The sequence below is a fragment of the Pararhodospirillum oryzae genome (assembly GCF_007992075.1).
In the GTDB taxonomy this organism is placed as follows: domain Bacteria; phylum Pseudomonadota; class Alphaproteobacteria; order Rhodospirillales; family Rhodospirillaceae; genus Pararhodospirillum; species Pararhodospirillum oryzae.
Genome location: NZ_BJZO01000074.1, coordinates 1 through 18,204, shown reverse-complemented (window position 1 = coordinate 18,204; position 18,204 = coordinate 1). Strand labels below are relative to the sequence as shown.

At 67.3% G+C, this 18,204-nt stretch carries 18 protein-coding genes; 14 read left to right on the top strand and 4 right to left on the bottom strand.

Annotated elements, in window-relative coordinates; translation table 11 throughout:
- A partial coding sequence (locus tag ROR02_RS16650) for a hypothetical protein (RefSeq protein ID WP_170245105.1) occupies positions 1-946 on the top strand: 946 nt, incomplete at its 5' end.
- Positions 947-953: 7 nt separating this feature from the next.
- Here the strand turns inward: ROR02_RS16650 and ROR02_RS12635 are convergent.
- Positions 954-2,618: a sensor histidine kinase gene (locus tag ROR02_RS12635; RefSeq protein ID WP_170245104.1), complete on the bottom strand. Its 1,665-nt coding sequence runs from the start codon at positions 2,616-2,618 to the stop codon at positions 954-956.
- Between the two features lie 418 nt (positions 2,619-3,036).
- On the opposite strand from ROR02_RS12635, the gene ROR02_RS12630 reads away from it, so the two are divergent.
- Complete coding sequence (locus tag ROR02_RS12630; RefSeq protein ID WP_147164391.1) at positions 3,037-4,593, top strand: CYTH and CHAD domain-containing protein; 1,557 nt, start codon at positions 3,037-3,039, stop codon at positions 4,591-4,593.
- 15 nt (positions 4,594-4,608) lie between these two features.
- On the opposite strand, the gene ROR02_RS12625 is transcribed toward ROR02_RS12630, so the two are convergent.
- Entirely contained in the window at positions 4,609-4,845 is a 237-nt protein-coding gene (locus ROR02_RS12625) for a DUF4169 family protein (protein WP_147164390.1), read from the bottom strand.
- Positions 4,846-5,067: 222 nt separating this feature from the next.
- Between ROR02_RS12625 and ROR02_RS12620 the strand changes: the two genes are divergently transcribed.
- Complete coding sequence (locus ROR02_RS12620; protein WP_147164389.1) at positions 5,068-5,856, top strand: DsbA family protein; 789 nt, start codon at positions 5,068-5,070, stop codon at positions 5,854-5,856.
- Between the two features lie 59 nt (positions 5,857-5,915).
- On the opposite strand, the gene ROR02_RS12615 is transcribed toward ROR02_RS12620, so the two are convergent.
- Both ROR02_RS12615 and thiS read right to left on the bottom strand, forming a co-directional pair.
- A complete protein-coding gene (locus tag ROR02_RS12615; RefSeq protein WP_147164388.1) occupies positions 5,916-7,271 on the bottom strand; it encodes a flagellar hook protein FlgE in 1,356 nt (451 codons plus the stop codon).
- A gap of 245 nt (positions 7,272-7,516) precedes the next feature.
- On the bottom strand, positions 7,517-8,503 hold the full coding sequence (gene thiS / locus ROR02_RS12610) for a sulfur carrier protein ThiS (RefSeq protein WP_147164387.1): 987 nt from the start codon (positions 8,501-8,503) through the stop codon (positions 7,517-7,519).
- Positions 8,504-8,756: 253 nt separating this feature from the next.
- Between thiS and rplU the strand changes: the two genes are divergently transcribed.
- From rplU to ROR02_RS12555, 11 genes are all read left to right on the top strand, one after another.
- Entirely contained in the window at positions 8,757-9,059 is a 303-nt protein-coding gene (gene rplU, locus ROR02_RS12605; RefSeq protein WP_147164386.1) for a 50S ribosomal protein L21, read from the top strand.
- Positions 9,060-9,093: 34 nt separating this feature from the next.
- Positions 9,094-9,354, top strand: a complete 261-nt coding sequence (gene rpmA / locus ROR02_RS12600) for a 50S ribosomal protein L27 (RefSeq protein WP_147164385.1) — start codon at positions 9,094-9,096, stop codon at positions 9,352-9,354.
- A gap of 142 nt (positions 9,355-9,496) precedes the next feature.
- The gene (obgE, locus tag ROR02_RS12595) at positions 9,497-10,612 is read left to right on the top strand and encodes a GTPase ObgE (RefSeq protein WP_147164384.1); all 1,116 of its coding nucleotides are present in this window, start codon (positions 9,497-9,499) and stop codon (positions 10,610-10,612) included.
- Complete coding sequence (gene proB / locus ROR02_RS12590; RefSeq protein ID WP_147164383.1) at positions 10,609-11,772, top strand: glutamate 5-kinase; 1,164 nt, start codon at positions 10,609-10,611, stop codon at positions 11,770-11,772. Before obgE ends, proB begins: the two co-directional genes overlap by 4 nt.
- A 94-nt stretch (positions 11,773-11,866) precedes the next feature.
- Positions 11,867-13,138: a glutamate-5-semialdehyde dehydrogenase gene (locus ROR02_RS12585; protein ID WP_147164393.1), complete on the top strand. Its 1,272-nt coding sequence runs from the start codon at positions 11,867-11,869 to the stop codon at positions 13,136-13,138.
- Entirely contained in the window at positions 13,126-13,785 is a 660-nt protein-coding gene (locus ROR02_RS12580; protein ID WP_147164382.1) for a nicotinate-nucleotide adenylyltransferase, read from the top strand. The genes ROR02_RS12585 and ROR02_RS12580 overlap by 13 nt, the downstream gene beginning before the upstream one ends.
- Positions 13,786-13,936: 151 nt before the next feature.
- Positions 13,937-14,311 carry a ribosome silencing factor gene (rsfS, locus tag ROR02_RS12575; protein ID WP_147164381.1) on the top strand — a complete coding sequence of 125 codons (375 nt, stop codon included), beginning with the start codon at positions 13,937-13,939 and terminating at the stop codon, positions 14,309-14,311.
- A 19-nt stretch (positions 14,312-14,330) separates the two neighbouring features.
- Positions 14,331-14,789: a 23S rRNA (pseudouridine(1915)-N(3))-methyltransferase RlmH gene (gene rlmH, locus ROR02_RS12570; protein WP_147164380.1), complete on the top strand. Its 459-nt coding sequence runs from the start codon at positions 14,331-14,333 to the stop codon at positions 14,787-14,789.
- Between the two features lie 807 nt (positions 14,790-15,596).
- Positions 15,597-16,481, top strand: coding sequence for a hypothetical protein (locus tag ROR02_RS12565; RefSeq protein WP_147164379.1), 885 nt, complete (start codon positions 15,597-15,599; stop codon positions 16,479-16,481).
- Between the two features lie 326 nt (positions 16,482-16,807).
- Positions 16,808-17,416 (top strand): hypothetical protein, encoded by a 609-nt coding sequence (locus tag ROR02_RS12560; RefSeq protein ID WP_147164378.1) that lies wholly within the window; start codon positions 16,808-16,810, stop codon positions 17,414-17,416.
- A gap of 117 nt (positions 17,417-17,533) precedes the next feature.
- On the top strand, positions 17,534-18,154 hold the full coding sequence (locus tag ROR02_RS12555; RefSeq protein WP_147164377.1) for a hypothetical protein: 621 nt from the start codon (positions 17,534-17,536) through the stop codon (positions 18,152-18,154).
- The last annotated feature ends 50 nt before the right edge of the window (positions 18,155-18,204 follow it).

Genomic DNA, 18,204 nt, shown 5'->3' with positions numbered 1-18,204 from the left:
CCCGCCGTTCTCGCTGGTCTTGCGGGCGTGGCGGGCGCTGGGGCGGCTGATTCGCGCCCTGATCCGCCGGCGCACCACCACCGCCCGCGCGTTTGGCGCCTATCTGGTCGATGTCGTGCGCTCGGCCCTGTTCGGCGGCCAGAACCTGACCCGCGACCTGGTCCGCGAGCGTCTGAAGGAAGACCTGGTTCTGGTGCGGATCGAAAGCGACCTGCCGGTGCTGGCCTTCGACCTTGACCTGACCGACGCCGTGATGGCCTACGCCGAGGGGCGCGAGCAAGCCGAACGGCAAATCCGCGCCCAACTCACGGCCCCGGCCGAAACCCTGCCCCCCCTGCTGGCCGCCCTGGACGCGGCCCTGGTGGCGCGGATGGCTCCGGAAGGCGGCGCCGGCTGGCCCCGGCGCCTGATCGAGGCCGGGGTCAAGCGCATCGCCGGGGATGCCGACGTCGGCCCCGGGTCCTTGCGCCTCGCGATCCTGGAGCCCCACGGCAGCGCGTCGCTGCGCGTGACCTTCAGCCACAACATGGACGACGACGCCGACGACCAGATGATCCTGGACCCCGACAATCCGGGCGCGCCCGCCGCCTTCCGCACCCGGGCCCCGACCTTCCTTGATCTGGAAAACGAACCGGCCGACCTGTTCATGACCAAGTACGAACGCGCCCTGGTGCGCCCGTCCTTGCGCTCGGTCCTGTCGCTTCCCCTGGTGCCCCCGGCGGCGCGGGACGGCGCGGAGCCCGACGCGCCGATCGACGTGCTGTCCCCCGACGCGCCGATCGGCGTGCTGTCCCCCGGCGCGCCGATCGGCGTGCTGTCCATCGACAGCGACCTTGCCTTGCAACGCTTTTTCGACGATCCCGAGTTCATGGGCTGGCTGGCCGATCAGGCCCGGGGGCTGGCCCAGACCCTGGCCCACGTGCGGGCGGGGGAAACGCCGGCCTGAAGCCCCCCTACCCCATCGGATCGGGCAAGGTGACCAGGAAGCGGCTGCCGTGGCCCGGGGTGCTTTCCACGTCGATGGCGCCCCCGTGGCGCTCCACGATGCGCCGCGCCACCGCCAGGCCGATGCCGGTGCCGGGGTAGGCCTGGATGGTGTGCAGGCGCTTGAAGATCAGGAAGATCTTGTCGAGATAAGCCGCTTCCATGCCAATGCCGTTGTCGGACACCTCCAGGATCCAGGCCCGGTTGCCCCGGTGAGCGCCCACGTGAACCCTGGGCGCCACCTCGGGGCGGCGAAACTTGATGGCATTGCCGATCAGGTTCTGGAACAAGGCGACCAGCTGGATTTCGTCGCCATAGACCACGGGCAAGGAGCCGGTGGTCAGGCAGGCCCCGCTGTCGCGCAGGGCCATGCGCAGGTTTTCGCTCACCGCCCGCACCACCTGCCCCAGATCGACCATGGTAAAGGGCTGCCCTCCGGCCGAAAGGCGCGAGTACTCCAAAAGATCGAGAACGAGGGCCTGCATGCGCTTGGCGCCGTTGACGATATAGCCCAGGAACTCGTCCGCGTCCTCGTCCAGGCGGGCCCGGTAGCGCTGGGCCAGCAACTGCGTGTAGGCCACGATGTTGCGAATGGGCTCTTGCAGATCGTGCGAGGCCACGTAGGCAAACCGTTCCAGCTCCACGTTCGAGCGGGTCAGGGCATCAATGGTTTGCTGAATCTGCTCCTGGGCCAGCTTGCTTTCGGTAATGTCCTGGATGGGCCCGATCACCATCGCCGGATGCCCGCTGTCGTCCAGGATCACGGCGCCGCGCCCATGCACCCAGCGCACCTGGCCATCGGATGGACGAATAATCCGATACTGGCGATCGAAGGGGCGCTTCTTGCCCAACACCTCCTCGATTGAGTACACGCGCATGGCCTCGCGGTCATCGGGATGAATCAATTCCAGCCAGCTCGCCAAGGTTGCTTCGCGCCGGGGAAAAACGCCTAAAATAAAAGAAAGATATTCAGAATAATACATACGATCATTGACGACATCATACTGAGAATGACCGATGTTCGCAAGTTTCTGCGTTTCACTCAAAACAAATGCATTTTTCTCGATCTGCTCCATGTATTTTTTTTGTTCCGTTACATCACGAACAAAAAATATAGCAATGGTGTCCCTGCGGTCACGAAACATGTTGGCCGATATTTCCACGCTGACCCGCCGTCCCTCGCGGCGGATCAACACCGCTTCCATCCCCACCCGGCAGGCCTTCGTCAAATGGGCCCAGCGCTCGGGCCAGGTATCGGGGTGATATCCTTCCGCGATGTCAAACACACTCAGGCGCAGCAAGGTCTGGCGGTCGTAGCCCAGCAAGGTACAGGCGGCCTCGTTGACATAGATCAAACGGCCGGCCTCATTGGCCCAGAAAATGGATTCACTCGAAAAATCAAGAACTTCCTTGAACAGCGAGTTGGAATCGCGGCTCGCCTCCCCCTCGGATCTTTCACGGACCAGGGCGCATACCAGAGCCTCGGCCTCCGGCGGAGCGGGAATCACCTCAACCTCGACCGCGACCCGCCGGCCATCGCGGCGCAGGGCCATTCCCTGCAAGCGGCGACTTTCACGCGCCGCGCACACCAGATTCGCGGTTGAGTTAAGGGTGGCGAAGGGAAGGCCGCGCAACGATGCGAGATCCTTCCCGGTCGCGGCGCAGGCTGCCGGATTGGCATCCACCACCATTCCCTGGCGGTCAATCCAATACAGTTCACAAGAAAGACCCTGAACCGCCCATCCGGCGCGGCTGGTCTTACTTTCAGGCCATGGGGCAGGCATTGCATTTCCCCGGGCAAAAGCCTTGTGCGGGCGATCAAGGCCATGCCCCAGCCTTGCGTCCGAAAGAATAATTATACCCTATTGAACGTGAGGCCGTGAGACTTTCTCTTGAATACCCCCTTTCCCTTGGGCCGGACGGCGCCCGCCAAACGGCGTCCGGACCACCGGCCCCGGGCTCGCGCACCATAACTGTCATGCATGCTGCCTTGATCCCGGGCGCCGGGCGGATAATCCTGCCCGACCTCGACGACTTGGAGAGTTGCCGGCCATGACCGCCCCATCCGATGCTTCCGCGCCCCTTGAAACGGAATTGAAGCTGATCTGCCCGGCCGATGGACTCGACCGGTTGCGCGGCCATCCGCTTCTGGCCGGCGCGCCCACGCGGGTTGCCCGGCTGGTGTCCACCTATTTCGACACGACCGAGGGCACCCTGGCACGGGCCGGGTACGCGCTCCGCGTGCGCAAGGACGGCGGCGAACGCTGGCAGGCCCTGAAAAACCAGGGCGAAGCCCAAGGCGGGCTGCATGTCCGCAATGAATGGGAAATGCCCCTGGCGGGAGAAACACCCGATCTGTCCTTGCTCCCCGCCCCCCATCCCCGGGCCACGGTGGAAGCCCTGGTCGGCAACCGCTCCCTGGTCGGGTTGATCGTGACCGATTTCGAACGCGCCACGTGGCTGGTGGACCACGACGGGGCCGTGATCGAGGTTGCCCTGGATGTGGGGTCGGTTTCGGCCCTGGACCGCCGCACCCCCTTGATCGAGCTGGAACTGGAACTGAAGGCCGGCCCGCGCGCGGCTGTGTTCGCCCTGGCCCTGGCCCTGGCCGAAGGGGCTCCCTTGCGGCTTACCGGCATCACCAAGGCGGAACGGGGCGTCGCCTTGCTGGAGGCCCGCGCGCCCCGGCCGGTGGCGCCTCCCCCTGCCCCCGCCGTCGCGCTGGCGGCCGGAACCCCGGTGGAGGAAGCCCTGGCGGTCCTGAGCCACGCCGCCCTGGCCGACCTGCTGAGCCAGGCGCCCCGCGTCGAGGGCGACACCCCGGTGGACGGCGTGCATCAAACCCGGGTCGCCCTGCGCCGCCTGCGCGCGGTGGTCTCCTTGTTCGAAGACGCGGTCGCCGGTCCCGACACCCTCGCGGTGCGCGAGGATCTGCGCTGGCTGATGGGAACCCTGGGCCCCCTGCGCGACGCCGACGTGCTGACGGAAACCCTGCTCCCGACGCTGGCGCCCTTCCTGGCCGGGGAAGCCGGGTGGCCGGCCCTGCTGGCCGCCGCCCATGCCCGCCGCCAGGCCCTGCGCGCCGAGGCCCGCGCCGCGCTGGAGGCTCCCCGCTTCACCACCTTGGCGCTGCGCGCCTTCGCGTGGATCGGGCAAGGTCACTGGCGCCGCGATCCGGCCCGGGCGGCATGGCGCGCCCTGCCCCTGGGGCCGATCGCGGACGACGCCCTGGCGCGACGCTGGCGCCGGGCCCGGCGGGCGGGCCGGGAGTTCGACACGTTGTCGGTTGCCCAGCGTCACGCCTTGCGTGTCACCTTGAAGCGACTCCGCTACACGCTGGAAAACCTGGGGCCGCTTTATCCCGGCAAGGCCACCCGCGACACCGTGCGCGCCCTCAAGGCGGTCCAGGACGCGCTGGGGGACGCCAACGACATCGCGGTGGCCCGCCAAGCCCTGTCCCGGCTGGCCGAAGCCTCGGGCGATCCCGCTCTCGCCTTCGTCGCCGGCCGGGCCAGCGGCCTGATCGAAGCCCGGCTTCCCGACGTGGAAACCAGGGCCCGCGCCGCCTGGCAGGCGTTCGCCGCCCTGACACCGGCCTGGGAAGCCTGAGCGCGGCGGCCCGGCTTATGTCCGGGGCGCGGGCGGGGGATCGCAAAGAGGATCGGGGGTGTCGCCCCCCCCGGATGCCTGGCCCCGGTGGTGGCCGTCGAGCGCCCGGTCCGCGCGGGCCTCTTCCTGGGCCCGTGCCTTTTTCTCGACCCCCGTTTGCCCGAAGCGCGCGCGGTTGAGCGCTGCCTCGCGGTCCTTGTCCTCGCGCCGGCGAGCCTTGCGGGCCTGTCGCAGATTGATGATCTCGGCCATGAAACGCCTCCCGTCCCTGTTCGAACAGCGGCCGTGAACGGCCCTGGAAAAAATGGCGTCTTTTTTCCCCGAAACAACAAATCAACTCACGAAATTCATGGCGACTCCGGGCTTCACGCCCCCCTTGCGGGATTGGCGGCGGTGCCCCACACTGCCGGCCGGGGCCCGTTCGCGGGTCTGTCCTTTTGTGGTTCCCTCCTTGCGAAAGGGTTTCCGATCGTCATGCGCTCTCCCGCCCGTTTGCGTCGCCCGCGCGTCCTGGCCGCCGCCCTGACGGGGTCGCTGCTGGGTGCGGCCCTTCTCGCGGCTCCCGGAGCCCAGGCCGCCGACCCCACCGAGGCCCTGACCCCGGCGCAGGCCGACGCGGTGCGGGCCCTGATCCGCGAAACCCTGACCACCGACCCCACCGTGCTCAAGGATGCCGTGCAGGCCATGCAGGCCCACGAGCAGCAAGAGGAAATGGAGCGCGCCTCGGCCACCATCCGCTCCCTGGGCCCGGCGCTGACCGATCCCCCCGGCGTGCCCGCCCTGGGGAACCCCGACGGCGACGTGACCGTGATCGAGTTCTCCGATTACAACTGTGGGTACTGCAAGCGGGTCTTCCAGTCCCTTTGGGAGGTGATCCAGGCCGATGGCAAGGTCAAGCTCCATATCCTGGAGTTCCCGATTCTGGGAGCGGAATCGGTCAGTGCCGCCCGCGCCGCCCTGGCGGCCATTCCCCAGGGCCATTACGAGAGCTTCCACCGCGCCCTGATGGCCCACAAGGGAGGGTTCTCGGAAGACAAGATCCTGGCCCTGGCCCGCGAGCAGGGCCTGGACGCCCCGCGCCTGAAAAAGGACATGACCAGCGAGGCGGTGAACACCTTGCTGGCCCAGTCCTATCACCTGGCGCAGACACTGGGGATTTCAGGCACGCCCGCCTTCGTGATTGGCGACCATCTGGTGCCGGGCGCCTTGTCGGCCCCGGCGCTCAAGGAATTCATCGCCGAGGCGCGCCGGTCCAAGTCCTGAGCGTTTCCGTTGGACGGGGCCGCGCGCGTCAGGCGGCCCCGCTTTTCCCTACCCCCTTGTCAACGCTTCAGGGCCGCGGCCGTCTGCGTCATTTCATCGACGGTCCGGAACACATTGGCGGCCTGGGAGTAGGCGGTCTGGGTGGTGATCATGGTGCTGAACTGGTCGCTCAGTTCCACCGTGGACTGCTCCAGGGCGTTGGGCGTCAGCTGGGTGCTGCCGGCCAGGATGTCGTCGATCACGAACAGGCGCCGGTCGCCCGCTTCGTTGACATAGCGGTACAGGTTCCCGTTTTGCATTTCCAGGTTCTGGGCGGCGGGAAAGTCGGCCAGCGCCAGCTTGTAGAGCGGACGGGTCACACCGTTGGAGTAGTCGGCGTACAAAACCCCTTCGTTGTCGAAGGAGGTGCGCACCAGGCTGCCCGAGGGGAACCCGTTCACGTCCGAATCCTGCACCACCGAGCCTTCAACGCTGGCGTATTGGGTCACGGAGCCGAGGTTAAGGGAAATATCCTGGGTAGTTCCATCCGCGTAGGTCACGCTAAGCGCGAAGTTGCCGTCGGTCGGTTCGACCAACTGACCATCGCCGTTGAAGCGCACCGAGGTGGGCTGGATGGTGCCACTCATCCCGTTGTCGGTTGAAACGCCGACGGTCCACGCTCCCGAATCACCCGCGACCGGGGTAAACAGCAGGGGAATGCCGCGCCGGGGCCACGACGAGACCACGGTGCCATCCCCTTGCGTGGTCTGCACCTCGTTGCCCCACACCGACAGGCCCAGCATCTGGGTGGAGGTCGCGCTGGCGTCGAGGTTGGCGCGCAAGGTGGCCTGGGTGGTGGCGGAACCCGCGCTCATGGCCTCGGAGTTGACCCGAATCGGAACAAGCTCGGCTCCGGCCTGGACCGCGCCGTTGGCGTCGTTGGTCGGGAACGGGTTGAGCCCGTTGTCGTAGGCGTCCTGATTGGCGGCCCAGCCCAGAACATAGCGGCCGCTTCCCGTCACCAGATAGGCATCCGAGGCCTGGTTCGGGTTATCGGCGGCGGGCGGGATCGAGGTGCCGGTGGCCTGGTACACCACCGCCGTGTCAAACGACCCGTCGCGGGTGTACATGGTCTCGCCCGACATATCGACCTGGTTGTTGACCACGAACATCCCGGTGCCGTTGATGGCCACGTCCAGGCTGCGCCCGGTCTGGGTCACCGTGCCTTGCTCGTCGACCCGGCGGTACACCGACGCGGCCGTGGAAAAAAAGTTCCAGTTGGGCGTGGACCCGGACAGCAGGGTTTTAAAGGTCACGTCGGCGTGTTTATAGCCGATCGTGTTCATGTTGATGATGTTGCCGGACACTTGGCCCAGCGCGTCCGACTGGGCCGACATCGCCATCGAACTGCCGATCAGCGCACCCAACAGGCTCATGGTCGGTTCTCCCCGTGTTCCCTCCGGCCGGCGGCCCACGCTCGCGGCCGGGTCCCCCGGCGTCGTTCCGGCCGGTGGCGCTATCGTGCCTTGTGTTTTAAATGAAGCAAGGGGCGTGCCACCGGTTCCCCCCAGCCGACTCGCCCTCCGGGACCGGTCGCGGGGGGGATGCCCGGCAGAAGCAACCCCCGGGGGCGGCAACTCCTGCCGGGCAAGGGGCGCCCGGCCCCCGCTTCCAGGAAGACTCAGATCAGTCCGGCCAGCGGCGACGAGGGTTCGGCCATGACCCGGCGCGGCATGCGCCCGGCCAGGAAGGCCTGGCGGCCGGCGTCCACGGCGTTGCGCATCGCGCCCGCCATGCGCACCGGATCGCGGGCCTGGGCGATGGCGGTGTTCATCAGCACGCCGTCGCAGCCCAGTTCCATGGCCTGGGCGGCATCCGAGGCGGTGCCGACACCGGCATCGACCAGCACGGGCAGGCGCACGTTCTCCTTGATCAGGCGAATGGTGTAGGGGTTGACGATCCCCAGGCCCGAGCCGATCAGCGAGCCCAGCGGCATGATCGCGACGCACCCCATGTCTTCAAGCCGGCGCGCGGCGATGGGATCGTCCGAGCAGTAAACCATGACCTCGAACCCGTCGCGGATCAGGGCCTCGGCGGCGATCAGGGTTTCGGCCATGTTGGGGTACAAGGTCTTCTGGTCGCCCAGCACCTCCAGCTTCACCAGGCTCCAGCCGCCGGCCTCGCGCGCGAGACGCAAGGTGCGCACCGCCTCGTCGGCCGTGTAGCAGCCGGCGGTGTTGGGCAGGTAGGTGTAGCGCTTGGGATCGACGTAATCGATCAGCATCGGCTTGCCGGGATCGCTCACGTTCACCCGGCGCACGGCCACGGTGACGATGTCGGCGCCGCTGGCCTCGATGGCACGGGCGGTTTCCTCGAAGTCCTTGTACTTGCCGGTGCCGACCAGCAGCCGCGAGGAAAAGGTGCGCCCGGCGATCACGAAGGGGGTGTCGGCCAGGGGCGCCGGCTCGTTGCCGCCGCCGATGAAGTGAACGATCTCCAGGGCGTCGCCCTCGGCCAGCGGGGTCTCGCCCAGGCGCGAGCGGGGCACGATTTCCCGATTGTGCTCGACCGCCACTTTGCGCGGGTCGATTCCCAGGGTATCCAGAAGGGCCGCGATGGAAAGGGTGGAGGCGAGGGTGCGACTCTCGCCGTTGATGGTCACCTGCATGTGTCGGACTTCCAGCAGTCAAGCCGAGGGTGAAAAGACGAACTCTCACGGCCCGGGAAGGATCAAGGGCCCGGGCCGCTTCAGTATGGGTCCAAGCCGGGCACGCCGCAACAGCTCCGCCGTGATTCGGACGTTGACACCGCGCAAGGCCAGCGTATAGTGCGCCCCTCGCGGCGGCTCCCGTGCGGAGCCGTGCGCTTTTTCGTACCCACTTTGACTCTCAGACACCCGTTTTCCGAAGGACTCAAACGTCATGTTCGCGGTCATCAAGACGGGCGGCAAGCAGTACAAGGTCGCCGAGAACGACGTCATCGACGTCGAAAAGCTCGATGCCGAAGAGGGTGCCACGGTGGCCTTCGACGCCGTTCTCGCCATTGGCGATCGCGTCGGAACGCCGCTTCTCGATGGGGCGTCGGTTACCGCCGAGGTCGTGGCCCAGCATCGCGCCGAGAAGGTGATCATCTTCAAGAAGCGCCGCCGCCAGAACTACCGCCGCAAGGGCGGTCATCGTCAGCACCTTACCCGGGTTCGCATCACCGGCATTGCCGGCGCCTGAGCACCCATCCGATTTTTTTGGAGGAGATCTCCCAATGGCACATAAAAAGGCCGGTGGCAGTTCCCGTAACGGACGTGATTCCGAGGGGCGTCGCCTTGGCGTGAAGAAATTCGGTGGTGAAATCGTCGTGGCCGGCAACATCATCCTGCGCCAGCGCGGCACCAAGTACCACCCCGGTTCCAACGTCGGTTTGGGCAAGGACCACACCATCTTTGCGACCACCGACGGCAACGTGAAGTTCCACAAGGGCTTTCGCGGACGCATGTTCGTTTCGGTTGTGCCGGCGGCCGCCTGACGGCTGCCCGACCACGTCCGTGCGCCGCGCGGGATGAAGGCGACCTTGGGTCGTCGTCGGGGGGAATGGGTTCCATTCCCCCTTTTCGTCGTGGGGCGTTGCGCTTTCCCCCCTTGCAGGGCATCAAAGAGACCCGGCCGACATGAAATTCCTGGATGAAGCCAAGGTCTTCCTTCAAAGCGGCGACGGCGGCAACGGCTGCGTCGGCTTTCGACGCGAAAAATTCATCGAGTTTGGCGGTCCCGACGGCGGCAACGGCGGGCGCGGCGGTGATGTGATCATCGAAGCCGTGGCCAACTTGAACACGCTGATCGATTTTCGCTACCAGCAGCATTTCCGGGCCCCGCGCGGACGCGATGGCTCGGGCGACAACCGCACCGGCAAGTCGGGCGAAACCCTGGTCATTCCGGTGCCGGTGGGCACCTTGGTCCTGGCCGAGGACAAGGAAACCGTGCTGGCCGACCTGACCCGGGTGGGCCAGACAGTCGTCATGGCCAAGGGCGGCGATGGCGGGTTCGGCAACACGCACTTCAAAAGCTCGACCAACCAGGCCCCGCGCCGGGCCGATCCCGGCTGGCCGGGCGAAGAGATGTGGGTGTGGCTGCGCTTGAAGCTGATCGCGGACGCCGGCCTGGTCGGGCTGCCCAACGCGGGCAAGTCCACGGTGCTGGCCGCCGTGACCCGGGCGCGGCCCAAGATCGCCGATTATCCGTTCACGACCTTGCATCCCAACCTGGGCGTCGTGCACCAAGACGGGCGCGAGTTCATCATCGCCGACATTCCGGGCCTGATCGAGGGCGCGCACGAAGGCGCGGGGCTGGGCACGCGCTTCCTGGGCCACGTGGAACGCTGCGCGGTGCTGCTGCACCTGGTCGATGGCACGCAAGAGGACGTGGGCGCGGCGTGGCGCACGGTGCGCCACGAACTGGAGGCCCACGGTCACGGCCTGGCCGAAAAGACCGAGATCGTGGCCCTGTCCAAGCTCGATGCCCTGTCGCCCGAGCTGGCGGCCGAGAAGGTGACCGAGCTGGCGCGCGTCTGTGGCCGGCCGGTGCTGGCGTTCTCGGCCGTGTCGGGCCAGGGGCTTGCCCCGGTGCTGCGCGCCCTGGGCCGCCACGTGGACGAAGCCCGGGCCAACGCCGCCCTGGAGGCCAGCGCCGCGCGGACCCTGGACGATGGCCAGGACCCGGACGAGGATCGGGTCTGGCCGGATCTTGCCAGGGTCCCTTCTTCCGAGGAGGAACCAGAAACCCCATGACCACCGAGCAGGAGGGGCGCGGAATCCAGCGGCTGGAACACGCGAAACGCGTTGTCCTCAAGATCGGATCCGCCCTTTTGGTGGACGATGCCACCGGCCTGCCGCGCCGTCCCTGGCTGGAAGCCCTGGTTGACGACGTGCTGAACCTGCGCCGGGGCGGCCGCGAGGTGCTGATCGTCTCGTCGGGCGCCGTGGCCGTGGGCCGGCGCAGCCTGGGGCTTGACCCCACCCGCCCCCGGGTCCAGGAAAAGCAGGCGGCGGCGGCCGTCGGCCAGATCCGCCTCGCCCACGCCTACCAGGAGATCCTGGCCCGCCACGGGGTGACGGCCGCCCAGGTGCTGCTGACCTTGGATGATTCCGAGAACCGGCGGCGCTATCTCAACGCGCGCGGCTGCATCGAAACCCTGCTGGGCCTGGGCGCGGTGCCGGTGATCAACGAGAACGACACCGTCACCACCCAGGAAATCCGTTTTGGCGACAACGACCGCCTGGCGGCCCGGGTCGCGCAGATGATGAGCGCCGACGTGCTGGTGCTGTTCTCGGATATCGACGGCCTGTACACCGCCGACCCCAACAAGGATCCGACGGCGCGGTTCATTCCCGAGGTGCCGGCGCTGACCCCCGAGATCCTGGCCATGGGCACGGGGGCTCTCACCGCGCACGGAACCGGCGGCATGGTGACCAAGCTCGTGGCCGCCGACATCTGCATGGAAGCGGGCTGCGCCATGGTCATCGCGCCCGGCAAGGGCCTGCACCCGGTGCAGCGCCTGCGCGAGGGGGGCCGCTGCACCTGGTTCCTGCCCAGCCACGAACCGCACGCGGCGCGCAAGGCCTGGATCCTGGGCTCGCTGAAGGCCGAGGGCCAGGTCATGGTCGACGATGGCGCCGTGCGCGCGCTGGCCCACGGGCGCAGCCTGCTGCCCGCCGGGGTGCGCGCGATCGAAGGCGAGTTCCAGCGCGGCGCGGCGGTGCGCGTCGTCAACCTGGATGGCGACCTGCTGGCCAAGGGCCTGATCGCCTACCCGGCCGACGAAGCCCGCCTGCTCATGGGTCACAAGAGCGGTGAAATCGAGGCGCTTCTGGGCTACCGTGGTCGTGATGAACTGATCCACCGCGACGACATGGTGCTGGATGGCATCTTGCGCGCGCCCGTGTGCTGATCTTCCTTCGCGAAAGAAAAGGATTCCTCCCGTGACCGACGCCGCCCTGACCGCCTCCCCCGATCGTGCCCCGACCGCGCCCGGGCTCGCGGGCATGCCGGAGCCGGCCCTGGATGTAACGGCCCTGATGACCGACATCGGCCGGCGCGCCCGCGCGGCGTCGTTGCGCCTCGCCACCGCCAGCCGCGCGGCCAAGGACACGGCCCTGACGGCCGCCGCCGCCGCCTTGCGCCGCGACGCCGCCCTGGTGCTGCACGAAAACGCCCGCGACATGGCGGCGGCCACCGAAAAAGGCCTCAGCCCCGCCCTGCTCGACCGGCTGTCCCTGACCCGGGCCCGGGTCGAGGCCATGGCCCAGGGCCTGGAAGCGATCGCCGCCCTGCCCGATCCGGTGGGCGCGGTGATGGCCTCGTGGACGCGGCCCAACGGCCTGACCCTTGAACGGGTGCGCACCCCCCTGGGCGTGGTCGGCGTGATCTACGAAAGCCGGCCCAACGTCACCGCCGACGCCGGCGCGTTGTGCCTGAAGGCCGGCAACGCCGTGGTGCTGCGCGGCGGCTCGGAAAGCCTGTGGAGCGCGCGGGCCATTCATACCTGCCTGGTCGAGGGCCTGACCGTGGCCGGCCTGCCCGCCGATGCCATCCAGATGGTGCCGGTGGCCGACCGCGCGGCGGTGGGCGTGATGCTGACCTTGTCGGACTATATCGACGTGATCGTGCCCCGGGGCGGGCGCGGGCTGGTCGAACGGGTGAGCGCCGAAAGCCGCATTCCCCTGTTCAAGCACCTGGATGGCCTGTGCCACACCTACGTGCACGCCGAGGCCGATTTCGGCAAGGCGCGCGCCATCTGCGTGAACGCCAAGATGCGGCGCACCGGCATTTGCGGGGCGACCGAAACCATCCTGATTGACGCCGCGCTCAAGGACTCGCTTTTGCCCCTGATCGTGGGCGACCTGATCGCGGCCGGCTGCGAGGTGCGCGGCTGCGAGCGCACCCGCGCCGTGATGCCCGAGGTGACCCCGGCCAGCGAAGCCGACTGGGACACCGAATATCTCGACGCCATCGTGTCCGTGCGGGTGGTGGACGGCCTGGAGGCCGCCCTGGAGCACATCCGGGTGCATTCCAGCGCCCACACCGAAGCCATCCTGACCGAAAACCAGGCGGTGGCGGAAGCGTTCCTGGCGCGGGTGGACAGCGCCATTGTCATGCACAACGCCTCGACCCAGTTCGCCGACGGCGGCGAGTTCGGCATGGGGGCCGAGATTGGCATCAGCACCGGGCGGCTGCACGCGCGCGGCCCGGTTGGGGTGGAGCAGTTGACGATTTTCAAGTACAAGGTGCGAGGCAACGGCCAGTGCCGACCGTAAGCAGGGCCCGGCCCTCGCCGTGGGGCGACCGGCGCCGGGTTCGCATCGGGGTGTTGGGGGGCTCGTTCAACCCCGCGCACGAGGGCCATGGCCATATCAGCCAGGAAGCCCTGGCCCGGTTGCGCCTGAACGCGGTGTGGTGGCTGGTCAGCCCCCACAACCCCTTGAAACCCACCTGCTCGCTGGCGCCGCTGGCCACCCGCCTGGCCTCGGCGTGCGCGCGCACGGCCCATGATCCGCGTCTGGTGCCCCTGACCCTGGAAAGCGCCTGGGGCACCTACCGCACCGCCGACACCGTGCGCACCTTGCGCCAGCGGTTTCCGCGCGTGCGCTTCGTCTGGCTGATGGGAGCCGACAACCTGGCCCAGTTTCCCCTGTGGCACCACTGGATGGCGATCGCCCGCGGCACGCCCATTGCGGTTCTCGACCGGGCCCCTTATTCTACCCGGGCCCTGATGGGCAAGGCGGCGCACCGGCTGGCCCGGTATCGCAAGCCGGCCCGAATGGCGGGCGTTCTGGCGTCCTGCCCGGGGCCGGCCTGGGTTTTCCTGCCGATCCGGCGCCATGGGGCGTCCGCGACAGCCCTGCGGGCGCGGGGCGAAGGGTGGGTGCCTTCAAACGACAAAGGCATGCCCCGGACCGTGTAAGGAAGAACGCGGACACCCGTTCCGCTCTCGGGTTCCCCTCCCCGTGGGGGAGACCGATCACGGCCCTGGTGCCGTCCCCCCTTTATTCCCCCGCCTTGAACCGATGGAGAGAGTCATAACCAGCTTCCCCCCCCCGTCCGGCCCGGAGTCGTTGGCCGGTCTTGTCGAAGCCCTGCTGGACGAACAGAAGGCCGAGAGCATCACGGTCATTGATCTGGCGGGCAAGTCCAGCTTCGCCGATGCCATGATCGTGGCCTCGGGCCGCTCGGCCCGCCATGTGGGCGCCATGGCCGACCATCTGGCCGAACGCCTGAAGGCCGAGGGATGCCCGGTTTCGATCGAGGGGCTGCCGCAATGCGACTGGGTCTTGCTGGATGCCGGCGACCTGATCGTGCACCTGTTCCGCCCCGAGGTCCGCGCTTTCTACAACCTGGAAAAGATGTGGGGCGTTCCCTGTCCGCCGGTGCCCGCCCCGGCCCTGGCCGCCGCCGCCGGCGACGGTCTGACGTGGTCGGTGTCCTTGTAGACACCGGCATTTTGGTTCCATGACTCCTCTCATCGTGGCCGTTGGCCGCTCCCGGCCAGGGCCCGAGCGGGTTTTGTTCGACCACTACGCCGGACGCCTGCGCGGCGGACTGGCGGTGGTCGAGGTCGAGGAAAAGCGTCCCTTGCCCGTGGCGGCGCGCAAGGCGCGCGAGGCTGCCCTGATCCTGGCCCAGGTACCGGCCGGCGCGGTGTTGATCGCGCTGGACGAACGCGGCCGGGCCTGGAGCAGCCCGGATCTGGCCCGGGCCCTGGACGGCTGGCGCCTGGAAGCGCGTCCGGCCGTGGTGTTCGCCATTGGCGGCGCCGACGGGCATGGGCCCGCCGTCCTGGAACGAGCCGACGTGAAGCTGGCGCTGGGCACCTTGACCTGGCCGCACCAGCTTGTTCGCGCCCTGATCGCCGAACAGATCTACCGCGCCCAGTGCATCACCGCCGGGCATCCCTATCACCGGGAATAGGGCGGGACGCGAAAAGAGAGCAGGGCTTTTCCCTGACGGGCTCACGCAAAGGGATTCAGACTCCGTCCGCGTCATCCTGAAACGGACGGACTCCAGGCGCCGGAACCGCCCTCTGCCACCAAGCAGGCGCCCCGCCCCCGGTCCGGCTCGCCCGTGCCGCCGGAAAAGAGGGCTTTTCATTCCGGCCCTTTTTTCCCTTGTTTCCACACGCTTCTTTGGAAAGCGCCTCCCCTGGGCGCGGGTTTCACGCCCCCCCCTTGCGCCTTTTGTCGGAGGGAGGCGCGTGGTTCGTCGTCCAATGCCACGGCGACCCCGTCCAACCCTAATAAATTGTTTGACATCAAATATATCTACTTTAAAGAATCTAAACGCTTGATGCGCGAGTGTTCATTTTTTGACTCGCATTGCGAGTTATCCTGTGATATCCCCGTCATTAGAAAACAGAGAATAAAGATCTCGGAGAGGAAGAGCGTCCTTCCATGGAGAGCCGATAGATCATCAAGATTAATCTCCGTTAAAATGACAATGGCCTCATCCGATGGTTTGCCAAAACACTAGACTTTTCTTTGAACTTAGGCGACAGGGAGGCAGAAATAATGAAGATATTATCAATATTCTCTCCCTTTCCAAACCAAATCAGCATGGAAAAACTCTATCGTTTTTTGGGAGAATCCCCCGCTTTTCGCCCTCCTGACACGCGTTTTCGCGGTTCGGGCTGCTAAAGCCCCCTGCCCTCGCCTCCCCGCGTCGGAGAAAGACGGGGGCGCTGGCCCCGTCTTTCCCGCCCCGCCCACGAGGAAGTCCGCCATGGCGCCGATCGACCCTACCGCCTCGCCCGCCCCTGCCGCCCCCACCGCGCGCGCTGCTCCGGCCGCCGGAGGTGCCGTGCAACCGCCCGCCGCCGAGACGCCCCGCCCGGCCGCGCCGCCCATCAAGGCGCCCGCCCCCCCTTCCGCGTCTCCTTGCCCCGAGGCACTCCCCGCGCCGTCCCCGGCAAAAGCAACGCCGGCCAAGGCAACCTCCACTGCGGCGACACCCAACGACGCAGGCCCGACCACCTTCGTTCTGACGGCCACCAACCGCTCCTTGCTGCCGGGCAATCAGTACTTCAACGTTTTTCCGCCGCCCTTGCTGACGGTCACGCCCAACCAGCCACAAACCCCGCTGGCCTTGGTGTCGCCCCCGACCAACGCCCAGGGACCGACCAGTCCCGACCGGAAAAATCCCCTGTCTCCCAACACCGTTCCCATCACCTGGGAAGGCGGGGCCGACGCGCTGGCGCTCTACGTGCTTAACAAGGGCCAGACCGTCGAAGGCCTTCAGCCCACGCCAGTAACCTTGGGATGCACGGTTAAAATCAGTTGGGAAGAAGGCGTGTTCAGCAGCGTGGTCACACGCGGCCAGGGCATGACCATCAGCCTGGAGTTCGATCCCAGCGTGCCGCCAAACGTGCGGGTTGGGCTCAAGGTCGGGCCGGCGCCGGTGCTGGTGCCGGTTCCCGCCGACGGCGCGGGCCTGAGCCTGATGCCCGATCTGTCGCCCGTGGTCAAGGTACGCTTCGGGACGGCGTGCCCGCCCGAACCCTCGGCGGTCAGCGACCTGAGCAACCCGGCAACGGTGACCTTGTCGGGATCGACCACCAAAAGCGCCGCCCTCCTGGTGGAAGCCGACAATGTAATCCAGGTGCTTTAGAGCATCGTGCGTCAAACCGGATCCAGGCACGATACTCCAGGCTTTTGTTTTGCGCTCGACGGGTCCGAAAAGCGATTTCCACTTTTCGGGTCCCCCTGTAGCCCGGCTCCGACCGGGAGCGCATTTCCCGACGTCCATTTCGGGGCGAGGCGCCCGCGACCCCCTCCCCCCAGGAATGCTTCCGCCTTGCCTGGAATCACCGATTCCCGGGCGGAAGAGCGGCCGGCGCGTCCTTCGCCAAGGCTTTTCACCGGCCGTCCCCTCCCCGCGTGCCGGTCGGCGCGCGGGCAACCCGGAGGCCCAGCCTCCTACCACATGGGTGAGCCATGACACAGTATTCCCTGACGTGCGTCAACAACTCTCAGCTGCCCGGCAGCTTCGCCGTCTTCCAAAAGGCCCCGCCGTTGACGGTGCCGGGCAATGTGTTTTCGCTCGCGTGGTTCGCACGCCCGACCGCGCCCGGCACCCAGGTGACGTTCCAGTGGAGCGTCGATTACTGCTTCGTGTGGTCGGAAACCGGCATCTTGAAGCCCAGCATCAACTTTGCGGCTTCCCAGGTCATGGACGCCGATCCCAACGGCCAGAACCTGGTGCAACTGACGGTGGACGACTTCGGCGCCACCTGCTTTGCCAACCGCAACAGCTCGGGCGCGGTGGGCTCGCTGACCATCCAGCAGCTTTCCAACGTGGTGCCCAACCGCACCTCGGTGGGCGTGGGCATGTCGGGGTCGGGCACCTACGCCATCCAGGCTGCCCCCAACATGACGGCGGTCTTCACCCCGCACCCGAACTACTGGGTCATGTTCGGCAAATACCAGACCGGCGACGTGATGGACATCGAGGACGTGAGCCGCGCGGTCGAAGTCACCTATGGCGGCGCCTTGATGACCCGCACCGCCGTGATGGGGCTCGACAACATCATCACCGTGTCCTGACCCCCGCCCCCGCCGGATCCAGGCTTTGCGCGCGAGCGCGCCGGGCCGGGTCCGGCGGCCCCCCCAGTGCCTCGCCTTTCCCCCGTGGGGGGCCAGGAGGGAGCCCAGGAGGAAGTCATGTCCGAGTACAAACTGGTGTGCTATAATTATTCGTCCCTTCATGGCTGCTTTGCCGTGTACCAGGCCCCGCCGCCAACCAGCAGCCCCGGCGACCTGATCACCCTGGCGTGGCTGGTCCGTCCCGCCGCCCCCCATACCCGGGTTATTTTTTCGTGGTCCACCACACTCAGCTTTGTGTGGGGCGAGGCCGGCGCCTTGCGCCCGGGCGCGGTGTTCGAGGCCTCCCAGACCGTCGAGGCCGACCCGTGGCGCGAAAACACGATTGATCTCACCCGCGACCGCGTGGGCTGCCCCTATTTTGACAGGCTGCGCGTGGGCGGAACCCCCGGAACCCTCACCATCACTCAGTTGAACAATGTGTTCGATTATCCGGTGTGCGTCGGCGTCGGTCTGGGCGGCATGGCCGCCTACGCCGTGGTCGCCAACCCCAACGTCACCACCGTGTTCACGCCCCACCGGAATCGCTATTGGGTGACGTTCGGCACCTACGTGCCGGGCCAGGTTTTCGATGCCGAGACCCTGACCGGCACCCTGAAGGTGGAGTTCGACCGCACCGAGCCCGTGCGCACCATTGCCCTGAACAGCGAGAACATCCTCCACCAGATCCCCCGCCGCTAGAGTCCGTCCGTTTCACGCTCAAGCGGACAGGCTCCGGATCCCTTTGTCTG

Excerpts from the sequence above, each read along its gene's own strand:
- rplU (WP_147164386.1), top strand. The coding sequence starts at position 8,757 with ATGTTCGCGGTCATCAAGACGGGCGGCAAGCAGTACAAGGTCGCCGAG.
- thiS (WP_147164387.1), bottom strand. The coding sequence starts at position 8,503 with ATGCAGGTGACCATCAACGGCGAGAGTCGCACCCTCGCCTCCACCCTT.
- ROR02_RS12625 (WP_147164390.1), bottom strand. The coding sequence starts at position 4,845 with ATGGCCGAGATCATCAATCTGCGACAGGCCCGCAAGGCTCGCCGGCGC.
- ROR02_RS12630 (WP_147164391.1), top strand. The coding sequence starts at position 3,037 with ATGACCGCCCCATCCGATGCTTCCGCGCCCCTTGAAACGGAATTGAAG.
- ROR02_RS12555 (WP_147164377.1), top strand. The coding sequence starts at position 17,534 with ATGTCCGAGTACAAACTGGTGTGCTATAATTATTCGTCCCTTCATGGC.
- obgE (WP_147164384.1), top strand. The coding sequence starts at position 9,497 with ATGAAATTCCTGGATGAAGCCAAGGTCTTCCTTCAAAGCGGCGACGGC.
- ROR02_RS12615 (WP_147164388.1), bottom strand. The coding sequence starts at position 7,271 with ATGAGCCTGTTGGGTGCGCTGATCGGCAGTTCGATGGCGATGTCGGCC.
- ROR02_RS12620 (WP_147164389.1), top strand. The coding sequence starts at position 5,068 with ATGCGCTCTCCCGCCCGTTTGCGTCGCCCGCGCGTCCTGGCCGCCGCC.
- rlmH (WP_147164380.1), top strand. The coding sequence starts at position 14,331 with ATGACTCCTCTCATCGTGGCCGTTGGCCGCTCCCGGCCAGGGCCCGAG.
- ROR02_RS12565 (WP_147164379.1), top strand. The coding sequence starts at position 15,597 with ATGGCGCCGATCGACCCTACCGCCTCGCCCGCCCCTGCCGCCCCCACC.
- rpmA (WP_147164385.1), top strand. The coding sequence starts at position 9,094 with ATGGCACATAAAAAGGCCGGTGGCAGTTCCCGTAACGGACGTGATTCC.
- proB (WP_147164383.1), top strand. The coding sequence starts at position 10,609 with ATGACCACCGAGCAGGAGGGGCGCGGAATCCAGCGGCTGGAACACGCG.
- ROR02_RS12560 (WP_147164378.1), top strand. The coding sequence starts at position 16,808 with ATGACACAGTATTCCCTGACGTGCGTCAACAACTCTCAGCTGCCCGGC.
- ROR02_RS12585 (WP_147164393.1), top strand. The coding sequence starts at position 11,867 with ATGCCGGAGCCGGCCCTGGATGTAACGGCCCTGATGACCGACATCGGC.